Source organism: Streptomyces sp. NPDC023723 (genome assembly GCF_040639815.1).
Lineage (GTDB): Bacteria > Actinomycetota > Actinomycetes > Streptomycetales > Streptomycetaceae > Streptomyces.
In genome coordinates this window covers 75,159-89,003 of sequence record NZ_JBFAAP010000019.1, presented here as the reverse complement: position 1 = coordinate 89,003, position 13,845 = coordinate 75,159, and the positions used below count along the sequence as shown (strand labels likewise).

Sequence of the window (13,845 nt, the reverse complement as noted above, 5' to 3'; positions counted from 1 at the left end):
CAGAGAGGAACCGCGACACGAGATGCACATCATCACCGAGCCGCAGACCGGGCTCAGCTTCGACGACGTCCTGCTGGTACCCCAGCGCACCTCCTTGCGCAGCCGTCGGCACGCCGACCTGAGCACGGAGTTCCTGCCCGGCCTGCGGCTGCGCATCCCCGTCGTGTCGGCCAACACGCAGTGGTGCACCGGTGACCGGATGGCGATCGGCATGGCCCTCAACGGCGGACTCGGCGTACTGCACCGGATGCAGACCGCCGGCCAGCAGGCGGACCAGCTCCGCTCGGTCAAGTCGTACGACCCGACCGCCGAGGAACAGAAGGCCGGGGCGACGCTGGACGCGACCGGGCGGCTCGCGGCGGCCGCCGCGGTCGGGGTGACCGGGGACTGGCGGGAGCGGGCCGGCCTGCTGGTCGAGGGCGGGGCCGACCTGCTGGTGGTCGATGTGGCGCACGGGCACAGCGACCAGGTGCTGGAAGCCGTCGCGGCACTGCGCCGCGCCCATCCCGGACTGCCCCTGATGGCGGGGAACGTCGCCACCGAGGCCGGTGTCCGCGATCTCGCCGAAGCCGGCGCCGACCTGGTCAAGGTCGGCATCGGACCGGGCGGCGTGTGCACCACCCGGCTGGTGGCGGGCACGGGCGTGCCCCAGCTGACCGCCATCCTGAACTGTGCCGCCGAGGCCGCCCGGCGGGGGGTGCGGGTGGTGGCCGACGGCGGCATCCGGCAGTCGGGGGACATCGCCAAGGCGCTGGCGGCCGGCGCCTGCGCGGTCATGCTCGGCAGTCTCCTCGCGGGCTCCGAGGAGAGCGAGGCGCTGCCCGCGGAGCGCGACGGCCGCAGATTCAAGACGAGCCGCGGCTTCGTGTCGCTCGGCATGGACCTGACGCTGCGGCGGGCCGCCGGGCAGCGGATCACGGCCGAGGAGGTGGACGACTACGTGCCGGAGGGCGTGGAGGCCACCTTCGCGTACACCGGCCCGCTGAAGCGGACCCTGCGCCAGCTCACCGGGGGCGTGCAGTCGGCACTCAGCTACTCGGGCGCCACCGGGCTCGACGCGTTCCGCGAACGGGCCCAGTTCGTCAGGGTCACCTCGGCGGGCCAGGTCGAGAACACCCCGCACATCCGCGCCCGCACCGAGCACATCGACATCGACCACGTCTCCGAGGCGGTGCGCAGTGAACGGTCGTGAGGCGGTGGACGGGACCACCGTGGCCGGTGAGCAGCCGGGCATGTGGACCCGGCAGGGCCCCTACGAGCTGGGCTGGGACGGTCTCAAGGAGATGCTCGACCGGATCGTCGCGGCGGTGCGCGCCGACGGCTTCGTGCCGGACGCGGTCCTCGGCGTGGCGCGCGGCGGCCTGCTCGCCGCCGGCTACCTCACCTGCGCCCTGGACGTGCCGCGGATGCACACCGTCCGCGTCCGCCGCACCCACGACGACAGCCAGTACGCGGCCAAGCGTCCTCCGCTGCTGGAGCGGGAGGGGCCGGCTCCCGAGGCCGGGAGCACCGTCCTGGTGGTGGACGACATCGTGGGCACCGGCGCCACCTGGGACCTGGTCAGCGCCGACCTGACGGCGGCGGGCGTCGCCGCCGCCGACGTGCGCCTGGCGGCCCTGGTCCGCAACCACCGTTGCGCGGTCGTCCCGGACTACTGTCCCGCGGTCGTCGACGACTGGGTCGTCTTCCCCTGGGAGCAGGGCTGGGGCCGCACCCCGGGCGCCCGGCCGCTGCTCCTGGATCCCGCGTGAGCGGGGGGCCGCCGCCCGATTTCGCCGGCAGCGGCCTGACCCGGGCCGCGCCGTCCGAGTACGGGCTGCCCGCCTGCTACGAGGCGGTGGACGTCTACGTGTGCGACCGGCCCCTCAGCACCGAGGTGGAGGTGGCCCGCACACTGGCCGAGCTGGAACGGCGCCACGGCGCGCGGCCCACCACCGTCTTCACCCGGCTCGCGGACCGCCCCGGGACCCGCGTGCTGGGCCACCCGTACCCGCGCGCGGTCCTGCTCGCGGCGCTCGGCGTGGCCGACGGCCCCCACCTGGCGGAGATGGCCGCCCGGCTGGCCGGGGCCCCGCACCCGGTGCTGCCCGCCCTCGACCGCGCGGACGGCGCCGCGCGGGAGCTGACGGCCCTGAAGAGCCTGGACGACCTCCCGGTGCTTCAGCACCGCCCGGGCGACGGCGGACGTTACGTGACCGCCGGGATCGGGGTGACCACGCGACCGGACGGCTCCGGCGTCAACCTCGGTTTCTACTGTGTGCAGGTGGTCTCCGCGCACCGGGCCCGGATCTTCCTCGACCCGCGTACCGACGCCCACCGCAACCTCCGGGAGTGGGCCGCGGCGGGCCGGCCCATGCCGCTGTCGGTCTTCCTGGGAGCGGATCCGGTGCACGCCGTCGTGGCAGCCTCCCGGCTGCCCGCCGAGGGCGACGACTACCAGATCGCGTCACGGCTGCTGCGCGCGGAGATCACCGTGCACGGCACGCCGCCGGTACCCGCCGACGCCACCCACGTCCTGACCGGTCTGGTGCGCGACGAGCGGGAGACCGAGGGTCCGTTCGGCGAGTTCAAGGGCTACTACGTGGAGCGGCGCGAGGGGTTCGTCCTGGACCTCACCGGCGTGGCCGCCCGCCCCGGTGCCCCGTGGCCGAGCATCGTCGCGGGCGCCGAGTCCGGGCTGACCCTGATGAGCTTCCAGAACGAGTACCTGATGTACGCGCACCTCACCGGGCTCGGCGTGCCGGTGCGTTCGGTGCGCTACTCGGTCGAGGCGCGCGGCGAGTTCGTCGTGTCGATCGAGACCGACGCCCCCGACCTGGAGCTGGTCCGCGCGGCGATGCGGTTCGACGTCCGGTGCAAGCTGGTGCTGTGCGGGCCCGATCTCGGCCATGTCGGCCAGGCGCTGGCCACCTACGGTTTCGTCAGCCACCGCGAACCGTACTATCGCAAGGGCCGGGTCGAGGGCGAGCGGCTGGGCCTCGCCCTGGTCGTGCCTCCGGCCGGACGCCCCGTCGAGTACTGACGAGTTGAGGAACGCGCACCATGACCGATCGCTTCTCCCGCCCCCTGCCCGTCGCGCTGATGGTGCTGCCCGGCCCGGACGGCACCGTCACCTTCGTGCACCAGCTCAAGGGCCCCTACGCCGGGAGCTGGCTGCTGCCGGGGGGCGGCGTCGAGCCGGGCGAGTCCGCCGAAGCGGCCGCGATCCGCGAGGCCCACGAGGAGACCGGCTGCCTGGTGGAGTCCTGCGCGCCGTTCGCCGTCTACGAGTTCATGGGGCGGTGGGCCCAGGGGCGGTACCACCTGCTGATGTTCGCGTTCCTCGCGGACGGGATCCACAAGGTGTCCGACGGCTTCGAAGGACACAACGTGGGTGCCGTGCGCCAGGCGCGTATCGGAGACCTCCCGCTGCACTCGACCGACCTGCAGATCCTCACCGACGCCGGCCTCGCCGCGTTCTCCGCGCCCGACATCGACCGCGCCCTGGCCGGCGACGGCATCACGATGCACGTCATGCGAGTGAGCGGCGTCGCCACGTCGGCGGGTGCCCGCGCCGGGCGGCCGTGAGCCCCGGCCGGACGGACGTACGAGCCGCTCTCCCGTATGTCAAGTACCGTTACCAGCCGCTGACTTGAGGTCAATCTGTTCGGGATGCCGAACCCGCTGGTGAGCCGATGACCGGACGGCCTTCCCTCGTCCATTCATATGATTTTTGCCCTATCCTTCAGGCGGCGGCACGTGAACAGCTGGTCCACCCTGGGTACTTGGGGGTCACTCCGCCGTACTGGTCCTGGTAGGGCGGTGGGGACAAGGAAGGCCTGCGTATGGCGCAACGGGGTCGCTTTTTCCTGCTCGGAGAGGTTCGTGCCTACCGGGACGACAGCGAGATCGCCGTAGGTCCACCACAGCAGCAGGCCGTGCTCACCACCCTGCTCCTGCGCCACGGACAGGCGGTCTCCATGGCCACGCTCATCGAGGCGCTGTGGGGGGAGAACCAGCCGACCCGGGCCGTGACGACCGTGCGGACCTATGCCTGGCAGTTGCGCAAGCTGCTGGAACCCGATCCCACGATGCCGCGGCTCCTCGTGTCCGTGGGGGACGGCTACCAGATGCGGGTACCGCCGGAGGCGCTGGACGCGTGGAACGCGGAGTCCCTGCTGCACGCGGCGACGCAGGCCCGCGCCGCCGGACAGAACGAGAAGGCGATCGCGCTGCTGGAGGAGGCATTGCGGCTGTGGCGCGGCGACCCCCTGGTCGGCGTGCCCGGCCCCTTCGCCCAACGGCACCGGGCGCGCCTGGAGGAATTACGCGTCACCATCCAGGAGGAGTGCATCGACCTCGCCCTCGCCGACGGGCAGCACAACATGGTCATCCCCTTCCTGAAGGAGCTGACCGCCTCCCGCCCCTTGCACGAGGGCCCGCACGGACTGCTGATGCGGGCCCTTTACGCGGCCGGGAGGAAGGCGGACGCGCTGTCCGTGTTCAGCGAGTTCAGGAACCGGCTGGTGACGGAGCAGGGCATCGACCCGGGAACCGACCTCCTGGCCCTGCAACGCAGAATCCTCGAGAGCGACCCGTCCCTGCTGAGCGGGAACGCGTCGGCGTCGAGCGGCAACGCGTCGGCCGCCCCGCAGGCCGTACTCCCGTCCGGCACGACACCCTCGGCCGCCGCGGGCGGCGCACCGGCTGCCGCGCCCCGGCCCCGGGCGGAGGGCGGTCCCGCGGTACCGGTTCCCGAGCAGTTGCCGGCCGACCTGCCGGACTTCACCGGCCGGACGTCGGACGTCGCCCAACTTCACGACCTGCTCACCGCGCCCCGGGGCGGAACAGCGGTCTCGGTCGCCATCCACGGCATGGGCGGCATCGGCAAGACGGCCCTCGCCCTGCATGTCGCGCACCTGGTACGGCCCGCCTACCCCGACGGTCAGCTGGTCGCGGACCTGCACGGCAACGACGACATGCCCGCCGGCCCCGCCGAGGTGCTGGCCGGCTTCCTCGTCGCCCTCGGTGTCCCCGCCGAGGACGTGCCCGACCCGCTCGACGAGCGCGGCGCGCTGTTCCGGTCCCTGCTCTACGGCCGGCAGGTGCTCCTGGTGCTGGACAACGTGCGCGACGTGGCCCAGATCCGGCGCCTGCTGCCCGGCCCCGGCGAGTGCGGGGTCGTCGTGACCAGCCGGCGGCCCCTGCTCGAAGCGCCGCTGACCTACCAGTTCGGCCTGAAGGCCTTCTCCTCCGACGAGGCGCTCGACCTGCTCGGCTCGGTGATCGGGCAGCAGCGCCTGGCCGCGGAGTGGACCCAGGCCGAAAAGCTCGTCGAAGCCTGTGCCCACCTGCCGCTGGCCATCCGGATCGTCGCCGCCCGGCTGGCCGTCCGCCCGCTGTGGTCCCTGGCCGCGCTGTCCGCCCTCCTCGACGACGAGACGTCACGGATCGGGGAACTGCATCTGGGCGACATTGATGTCAGCGCGGTGTTCGACATGAGCTACCGGCAGCTCACGGCCGAGCAGGCACGAGCCTTCGTGCTGCTGGCGACGGTCCGATTACCCGAGATCGGGGTGCCGGCCGCCGCCGCGGCGCTGGCGCTGCCGGAGCACACCACGATGGAGCTGCTGGAGTCACTGGTCGACGCCGCCATGGTGGAATCGCCCCGGCCCGGCCGCTACCGCTATCACGACCTGCTCGGCATCTACGCCCGGCAGCGGCACCAGGAGGGCGACGAGGCGCTGCAACGGCTGCTGGCCCATCTGTCGGCCACCGCCTGGCACGCCTTCGCCCACCTGGTGCCGGGCGATCCAGTGATCCAGGTCCACGGCCCGGGGACCGCGCCGGGCCTGCGCTTCGCGGACATCCACGCGGCACAGGCCTGGAGCGCCGAGGAGATGGGCAACATCGCGGCGCTGACCATCGGAGTGGCCGACCGGCACCCGATGCCGCGCACCGACCTGCTGCGCGCCGCCGTCGACCTGCTCATCGCCGTCAGCCCCCTCTCCCACCGGGACGCGCGCCGCGGGCAGCTCGCGACGGCCGTGAGCGCCCTGCTGCGCCGGGCCGAGGAGATCGGCGACCTGCGTACCGTCGGCCGGGCGCATCAGCTGCAGAGCACGCTGGCCCTGCAGACCGACTCCCCGGCCAAGGCGGAGAAGCACGCCTCGGCCGCCGTGGCGGCGGCACGGCAGGCGCGGGACACCGTCATCCTGCGCCAGGCACTCAACGACCTCGGCCTCGCCGTGCACTACGCGCACCGCTACGACGAGGCCATCGCCCACTACGACGAAGCCATCGCCCTCGCCCGTGAGCTGCGCCATTGGTCCGCGCAGGCGAGTACGACCGTCAACGCGGCACTGGCTTGGCTGCGCCGCGGGCGCGTGGACCAGGCCGTGGCCGCCTGCGAGACGGCGCTCGTGCTCCTGCGTGACCTGGGGGACCGCGCGGGCGAGGCCTACGCGCTGTACGCGCTGGGCCTGGCCGAGCACGAGCGGCGGAGGTACGACGAGGCGCTGGCGCGGTTCACCGAGTGCCTGGAGATCTCCCGCTCCGTCGGCGCACGCGACCGGGAGGCGTACACGCTCTACCAACTGGCCGAGACGCTACGGGTGACCGGCCGCACGCGAGAGGCCCTGGGCCACGCGACGACGGCCGCCGCCCTGTGCGGCGAGTTGGGCTCCGTGCGTGACCACGCGTGCGCCCTGATGGTGCTGGGGCGGGTGCACATGGACCTCGGGCAGGCCGACACGGCCCAGCGCCACCTCAAACGCGCGTGGACGCTGCTCGCCGGTCTCGGACTCCCCGAGGCGGCGGAGGCCAGAAGGCTCTTCGAAGCGCTGCGGCGGAGGTGAGGTCGAGGACGGGCGCCAGGCAGCAGGACTTCCCGCCCGTACCGCGGTGCCGGCGGGGCAACCGGCGCCCCCTTCCGCGGACACGCGCCGCGCCGGCGGGCGGGACACCGGAACCCCGGCCGGGACCTCGCACCGGCCTCCGTACCGCCTCCCCCGCCGACGCGGCGTTCACCGCCTCCCTCAACCGACGGAGCAACCGGTCCCGTTGAGGGCGAACGCCGTGGGAGCGGCGTTGGTGGCGAGCTTCGTGCCCGTGAAGCCCACCGTCACCGACCCGTTCACGGGGATCGCCGACGTGTACGACGCGGCGGCGACCGTCACCGCGGAACCGCTCTGGGCCGGCGTACCGCCCCACATGTTGGTGATGGTCTGGCCCGCCGGGAAGGTGAAGCCCAGCGTCCAGCCGCTCACCGCCGCCGTGCCGGTGTTGCGGACGGTGATCTCGCCCTGGAAGCCGCCGGGCCACTCCCCCACCACCCGGTAGCCGACGGAGCAGGCGGCGCCCGGGGTGCCGGTGTCCTCGTCCGTGGTGACGGTGACCGTGGCCGAGCGGGCGGACCGGTTGCCGGCCGCGTCCTTGGCGTAGACGGCGAAGGTGTACGCCGTGCCGGCGGTCAGGGACGGGACGGTGACCGTCGTGGTCGTGGCGGACGCGGCCACCGTCTGCGTCGAGCCGGTGACGCGGACCACCTCGTAGCCGGTGACGCCGACGTTGTCCGTGGCGGCGGGCCAGCTCAGAGTGACCGACGTGGCCGAGACCGCCGACGCGACCGGCGTGCCGGGGGCGGTCGGCGCCTGGGTGTCCGGCGTGCCGCCGCCGAAGACCGTGGCCTCCTCGGCCGTCGCGGCGATGCCGTTCGCGCCGTGGAAGATGCGCTCGCCCCAGGACGTCATCTGCGCCGGGTCGAAGTTGAGCACGAGGTCGAGGATCGGGTCGGTGTTGCCGCTCCAGGACCAGGCCAGGTAGCCGAGGTCGAGCTGCTCGGCGGTGGCCATCATGGTGTCCTCGTCGGGGTCGCCGTACGCGTCGGCGGGGCCGCCGAACTCGCCGATCACGATGGGCAGTCCGGCGGTGACGAAGGCGTTCAGATAGTCGGTGATCTCGGCGGCCGTGTCGAAGACGCTGTACATGTGGATGGAGAAGAGCAGGTTGCCGGTGGGGTCGGCGTCGTAGACGGCCTGCGCGTTGGCGCGCATGACCTGCTGCCAGTCCTGGCCCCAGTTCGGCGCGTCGACCATGATGGTGTGCTCGAAGCCGGCCGCGCGCAGCTTCTGGATCGCGGCGGTGGTGGGGGCGGTCCAGCCGGCCGGATTGGTGTTGCCCCACGGCTCGTTGCCGATGTTGACGATGACGTAGTCCTCCTGGCCGGCCAGGACGTCCTTGAGGCTGATCCAGTAGTCGGCGGCGTGATCGAGCGTGCCGGCGGCGCTGTCCTCCCCGTAGCCGGTGGTGTCGTGCACTTCGAGCACGCAGATCAGCCGGTTGGCCTTGCAGCTCGCGATGACGGCGGCGACGTCCTCGGGGGTGTTGCGGGACCAGCGGTAGCCGTCGGAGAGGACGACCCGGACGGTGTTGGCGCCGAGCGCCTTGATGTCGGCGAGGGACTGGGTCTGGCCCGGGTACCAGGTGTGGGCGTGGTTGACGCCGCGCATCACGAAGTCGTTCCCGTTGGCTTCGAGGAGGCGGCCGTTGGCTATGTGCAGACCGGTGGCGGCGGCGGTGGGGGGTTCGGCGGCGGCGTGGGCGGGGCCCGGGGAGAGGGCGAGGAGGCCCACGAGGGTGATCAAGGCCGCCCATAAGGCGGTGGCGGCGCGGGTCGTACTTCTTGTTGTTCTCACTGCGGCTCCTGGAGTGAGGCAAGGAAGCGGTTGCCGGACGGAATTATGGGAGCGCTCCCATCAAGCCAGCGAGTCAGGGACACGTCAAGTCCTCGGCAAGCTCTGGAATCCCGCCGGCCGACTTCCGCGAGCAGACCGGCCCGAGCGGTAAACTCGATTTTGAACGAGTGGTAGCACAGGGGGAGTTGCCGGCGTGAGTGAATCGGTACGCGAAGAAGACGCCGCCTCGGGTGTTGCGCAGGTCCCGGAGACCGGGGACGTCCGAGTCAGCACCGAGGGACGGGTCGAGCACTACGACGGCAGCGCATGGCGGCTGTACGAAGAGTTGCCCGATGACTACCACGGTTCCCCGGGACCGCGTTTCCGCGAGGGCAACGGCCCCGGCCCCGGCCCCGCCTCCTCGTGAGCGAACCCCGCGCCGAGCTGACGCAGCAGCGGAATCCTGCGGCGGCCGGGGAACCGACGGCCGTCAGCACGCTCGCGGACGCCACTGTCGCCGACATGCGAGCGGTGGCACGCTGGACGATCGCGGCCACCGCCGCAGTCGGCGGAGTACTGCTCGGGGGCTTCCCGCTGGCCGCCATCGGCAAGATTCACGGGCTCGGTGACGTGGCCCTGGCCGCGGGCGGACTCGTCCTGGCGCTGACGGGGGTGTTCTGGGCGATCTGGTGGACCGGTGAGGTGCTCACCCCTCGGTTCACCACGCTCCGCTCACTCCAGGACGCGTCCCTCGCCGGCCTCCGCGCCGAGATCGAAACCGCCCCCGAGCTGTTCTTCGGCCCGTTCGGCACCACCGCCGACGAACTCGACCGGGCCTGCCGTATGCACACCGTCGTGGCCGTGAAGCTGACGGCGCGGCTGGCGCGGGAACGCGACGAGCACCTGCGCACGGAACTGAACCGCGCGCTCACCGCCGCCTGCGTCAACACCGCACACGCCACCGCCCGTCGCCGCGCCCTGGTCGAACTCGTCCATGCCTGGCAGGTGCGGGGAGCCCTGCGCCGGGCCCGGGTGCAGACCATGCTGGGGTCCCTGCTCGTGGTCGTCGGGGCGGTCCTGTTCCTGCTGGCCACCGATGGCGGCTGACCGGTTCGCACGGAAGGAGGGCAGGAAGCCGTGGGCGAGTGGCGCGACGACAACGTGCCCGGCATGAGTGCCCGGGCGCTGGAGCTGTACGCGAGGTGGGGCGCCGTCGGCGATCCCCAGGCACTGTACGAGGCCGTCGTACTCCTGCGGCGCTGCCTCGACCTCCTGCCCGAAGGAAACCCCGACCGCCCCATGGCACTGTCCAACCTGTGCTGCGCGCTGCGCGACCACTACGCGCTGCACCCGGGCGGGACCGGCCCGGACGGATTGGCGGAGGCCCGGCTGGACGAGGCCGTGGCGGCCGGACGGTACGCGGTCGCCACCGCACACCCCGGTGACCCGCGCCGGTGGATGTACCACGGCAACCTCGCGGGTGCCCTCATCGTGTTGCTCCTCACCCGGCAGCCGGGCGCGGCGGCCCTCGCGGACGAGGCCGTGGGACACGCCCACGAGGCGGTACGGAGGGCACCGCACCCCCACGCCGTGTTCCTCGACCATCTTGGCGTGGCCCTCTCGTCCCGGGCCGCACAGGACCGGACCGACGCGGCCGACGACGTGCGCGGCGCCGTCGACGCCTTCCGCGCGGCCGTACACGCCACAGACCCGCGCGACCGGCAGTTCGCGGTGTACCTGAACCACCTCGGAGGGGCGTTGCGCCGACGCGCCCTGCTCGCGACCGACCGGTGCGAGCGTATCGACGACCTGCGGGAGGCGCTGGAGCACACCCGAGGGGCGGCACAGCGCTGCCCGCCCGACGACCCGAACCACGCCGGGTGTCTGGCCGAACTCGTCGGCGTCGTGGCGGCCCTGGCCGAATACGCGGACACAGCCGAGTACGACGCCCTGGTCGACACGGAGCGCCAAGACCTGGCCGCCGTCCCCGCCGAGTGGCGGGTACAGCGCATGTGGGTGCTCGTGGCGCTGCTGCGGCTGCGGTACGACCGTACGGACGAGCCACGGGATCTCGAAGAGGCCATCGACATCTGCCGGCGGGCGCTGCGGGCCGGGCCGGGTGCGCTGGCCGTGCCGTACCTGTGCGAATTGGGCAGCGCGCACCTCGCGCGGTTCCGGCAGACGCGGGACCCCGTGGAGGTCGAAGCGGCCCTCGACACCGCCCGGCAGGCCGTGGCGGCTGCCATCGGTCCCAACCGGGTACGCGCCCAGGAACTGCTGGCGCATACGATGGCGGCGCGATACCGACTCGCTCCGAGCGGTGCGGCCTCTGCTGAAGAGGGCGGCGCGGAGGGCGACGAGGCCGTCGCCGCTCTGGAAGCCGTCCGTCGTCTGCTGCCCGCCGGCAGTGCGGAACTCGCGCAGTGCCTGGGCGAGTTGGGGCTCACCTGGCTGACCCGGGCCGATCGCCTTCGGCTCGCCGGTGCGAAGGACGCGGCCGGAGCCCTGGACCGCGCCGTCACCGTCCTGCGAGAAGCGGCCGAGGTACGGGGCGCCACGGGGGCGTACACCGTGCTGGTGCTCCTCGCGCTCGGCCGTGCCCTGCGCCAGCTGCACCATCACCGCGGCGACACCGCCCTGCTGGACGAGACCGTCCGGCGTCTGGAGGAAGCCGCGGCGATCGCAGCCGAGGGAAGTACCGCGCAGCTGGCGGAGGTGCTCTCCGCACTCGGTATGGCGCTGCGGGAGCGTGCCGAGAACCGGGACAGCCTCGCTGATCTGCACCGGGCCGTGGAGCTGACCGGACGCGCCGTCACCGTCGCGCCACCCGCTTCCGCGGAGCGAGCAGGGTGGCTCGCGCACTACTGTGCCGCCCTGCTCACCCGGTACCACCGGCTGAGCACGGTGCCGGACCTGGAGGAAGCGGTACGAGCGGGTCGGGAAGCCGTCAGCCTCGCGCCGTCGCACACCCGGGCCGTGTCGCTGACGAACCTGGGCAGCGCGCTGCGCAGGATGTACGAGCGGACGGGGGCGTCCGCCGACCTGGACGAGGCCGCCGAGGCGTTACGGGAGGCGGCGGCGATTCCCGGCGGCGACAACGCGGGCGAGGCGGCATCCGGCCTCGCGACGGTGTTGTCCGAGCGGTACGACCGTACCCAGGACACCGCCGAGTTGGAGGAGGCCATCGACGCCGCACGGCTGGCCGTGGGGACGTATCCGCAGGGACACATGCGGCGGGCCGAAGCGCTGATGAGTCTGACCCTGATCCTCCTGAACCGCTGCCGTCTGCTGGAACGGCAAGGTGACGCGGACGAGGCCGTCCGTTGCGCTCAGGAGGCCGCCGACATCCTCCCGGAGGGACGTCCGGCGCGGGCCAGGGCTTTGCTCGGTCTCTCCCAGGCCCTCCTCGCCCGGCACCAGCTGAGGCCGTCCGTCCCGGATCTGCACGAGGCGACCGCCGTGGCGCGGGCGGCGCTGCGGGCACAGCCCGCCGACGACCCACGCCGCGTCGCCTTCCTCGTCGCCCTGGGACTGGCACTCAGCTTCGACTACCCGCTCCGAAACAGCCGCCGGCGTCTGAGGAAGGCACGTGCCGCGTTCCGGGAAGCGGCAGCCATCGAGGGCGTACCGACCAAGGTGCGGTTCTCCGCCACCGCGCACTGGGCACTGCGGTCCGCCATGCTGGAGGACTGGAAACAGGCTGTCGACGCCTACCAGTCGGCGGTCGCCCGCCTTCCTTTGATGGCCTGGCACGGCCTGCAACTGGAGGACCGGGTCAGCGGGCTCGCCGCCTCGGACAGCATCACCGGCGACGCGGCCGCCGCCGCCCTCTGCGCGGGCCGGCCCGAGACGGCACTGCACCTGCTCGAACAGGGCCGCGGAATACTCCTGGCGCAGGAGGTCGACCCGCGCTTCGAGCTTGAGACACTGGAGGAGCAGGAACCTCGGCTGGCCCGGCGCATCGCCGAGATCCGCTCGGTCCTGCACTCGGCGGACTCCGCTCTCACCGACCCGTCCGCCTCGGCCCACAAGCAGCGGGCCGAAGCCCACCGGCACCGTGAGCTGGCCGCCGAACTGGACCAGCTGACCCGCGACGCCTACCGCCTGCTCGGACTGGACGACCTGCTCCGCCCGCCCTCCACGGAGGAGCTGCGCGAGGCAGCCGGCGACGGGGCGGTGGTCGTCGTCAACACGAGCTTCCTGCGCTGCGACGCGTTCGTCATCACCCGGGACACACTGCGGACCGTGTCGCTGCCGGACCTGAGCCTGGAGGAACCCGGCGGTCTCAGGGACCGGTCCGAGGCGCTGCTCACCGCACTCGCCGCGGCGAGCCGGTCCCCCGACGAGGCCGGCCGCGTGCTCCGGGACACCCTGGCATGGCTCGGGGAGACGGTCGTGGCACCGGTCCTTCCCGCGCTGCCTCCCGCAGGCCGGCTGTGGTGGTGCCCCACCGGCCTGCTCGCCCTCCTCCCCCTGCACGCCGTCGACGGGATCGCGGAGCGGTACGTCTGCTCGTACGCTGCCACGCTGCGGTCCCTGGCCCGGGCGCGGCGACGGCAGGGCAACGGCCGGCGTACCGGCGACGGCCTGCTGATCGTCGACCAGGCCGACGTTCCGGGACTGCCGCCGCTGCCGTACGCCCGCAAGGAGGCCATACGGCTGCTCACGCAGGTCAGCGACCGGAAGTTGCTGACCGGTCGTACGGCCGACCGCCGTACCGTCCGGCGTGCCCTGTCTGCCCACGCCTGTCTGCATTTCGCGGGTCACGCCCGCCACGATCCGGCCGACCCGGCCAGGAGCGGGCTGCTCTGTCACGGCGGCCGGCGGCCCGGTCTGCTCACCGTCGAGGACATCGCCCGTCTCCGGCTCGACACCGCCCGGCTCGCGTTTCTGTCGGCCTGCGAGACCGCCCGTGGTACGGCTCGGCTGCCCGACGAGCCGCTGCACCTCGCGGGCGCGCTGCAACTGGCCGGCTTCACGCACGTGGTGGCCGCCCAGTGGGTGGCGGAGGACGCGACGACCCAGGAACTGACCGCACATTTCTACGCCAGCCTGAGCCGGCCCGAGGACCACCGGCGTCTCGACCCTGCCCGCGCCCCGTTCGCCTTGCACACAGCGGTCCAGCACGTCCGGCGGCGAAACGCCGATCCCTTGTTCTGGGCGGCCTACGTGCATACCGGTCCCTAGAGCC

Annotated in this window: 9 protein-coding genes; 8 read left to right on the top strand and 1 reads right to left on the bottom strand. The window is 72.9% G+C overall.

The window, feature by feature from the left end; genetic code table 11:
- Positions 1–22 precede the first annotated feature (22 nt).
- From AB0G32_RS21055 to AB0G32_RS21035, 5 genes are all read left to right on the top strand, one after another.
- Complete coding sequence (locus AB0G32_RS21055; protein WP_361165090.1) at positions 23–1,192, top strand: IMP dehydrogenase; 1,170 nt, start codon at positions 23–25, stop codon at positions 1,190–1,192.
- On the top strand, positions 1,179–1,751 hold the full coding sequence (locus tag AB0G32_RS21050) for a phosphoribosyltransferase family protein (protein ID WP_361165087.1): 573 nt from the start codon (positions 1,179–1,181) through the stop codon (positions 1,749–1,751). The genes AB0G32_RS21055 and AB0G32_RS21050 overlap by 14 nt, the downstream gene beginning before the upstream one ends.
- Positions 1,748–3,022, top strand: coding sequence for a UbiD family decarboxylase (locus AB0G32_RS21045; RefSeq protein WP_361165084.1), 1,275 nt, complete (start codon positions 1,748–1,750; stop codon positions 3,020–3,022). The genes AB0G32_RS21050 and AB0G32_RS21045 overlap by 4 nt, the downstream gene beginning before the upstream one ends.
- Before the next feature lie 20 nt (positions 3,023–3,042).
- The gene (locus AB0G32_RS21040; protein WP_361165081.1) at positions 3,043–3,567 is read left to right on the top strand and encodes an NUDIX domain-containing protein; all 525 of its coding nucleotides are present in this window, start codon (positions 3,043–3,045) and stop codon (positions 3,565–3,567) included.
- A 257-nt stretch (positions 3,568–3,824) separates the two neighbouring features.
- Complete coding sequence (locus AB0G32_RS21035; RefSeq protein WP_361165078.1) at positions 3,825–6,836, top strand: BTAD domain-containing putative transcriptional regulator; 3,012 nt, start codon at positions 3,825–3,827, stop codon at positions 6,834–6,836.
- Between the two features lie 180 nt (positions 6,837–7,016).
- On the opposite strand, the gene AB0G32_RS21030 is transcribed toward AB0G32_RS21035, so the two are convergent.
- On the bottom strand, positions 7,017–8,675 hold the full coding sequence (locus tag AB0G32_RS21030) for a cellulase family glycosylhydrolase (RefSeq protein ID WP_361165075.1): 1,659 nt from the start codon (positions 8,673–8,675) through the stop codon (positions 7,017–7,019).
- 193 nt (positions 8,676–8,868) lie between these two features.
- Here AB0G32_RS21030 and AB0G32_RS21025 point away from each other — a divergent pair, with 193 nt between their 5' ends.
- The 3 genes from AB0G32_RS21025 to AB0G32_RS21015 are packed head-to-tail and all read left to right on the top strand — an operon-like array spanning position 8,869 to position 13,841.
- The gene (locus AB0G32_RS21025) at positions 8,869–9,081 is read left to right on the top strand and encodes a hypothetical protein (RefSeq protein ID WP_361165072.1); all 213 of its coding nucleotides are present in this window, start codon (positions 8,869–8,871) and stop codon (positions 9,079–9,081) included.
- On the top strand, positions 9,078–9,761 hold the full coding sequence (locus AB0G32_RS21020; protein WP_361165069.1) for a hypothetical protein: 684 nt from the start codon (positions 9,078–9,080) through the stop codon (positions 9,759–9,761). Before AB0G32_RS21025 ends, AB0G32_RS21020 begins: the two co-directional genes overlap by 4 nt.
- Before the next feature lie 30 nt (positions 9,762–9,791).
- Entirely contained in the window at positions 9,792–13,841 is a 4,050-nt protein-coding gene (locus tag AB0G32_RS21015; protein WP_361165066.1) for a CHAT domain-containing protein, read from the top strand.
- The last annotated feature ends 4 nt before the right edge of the window (positions 13,842–13,845 follow it).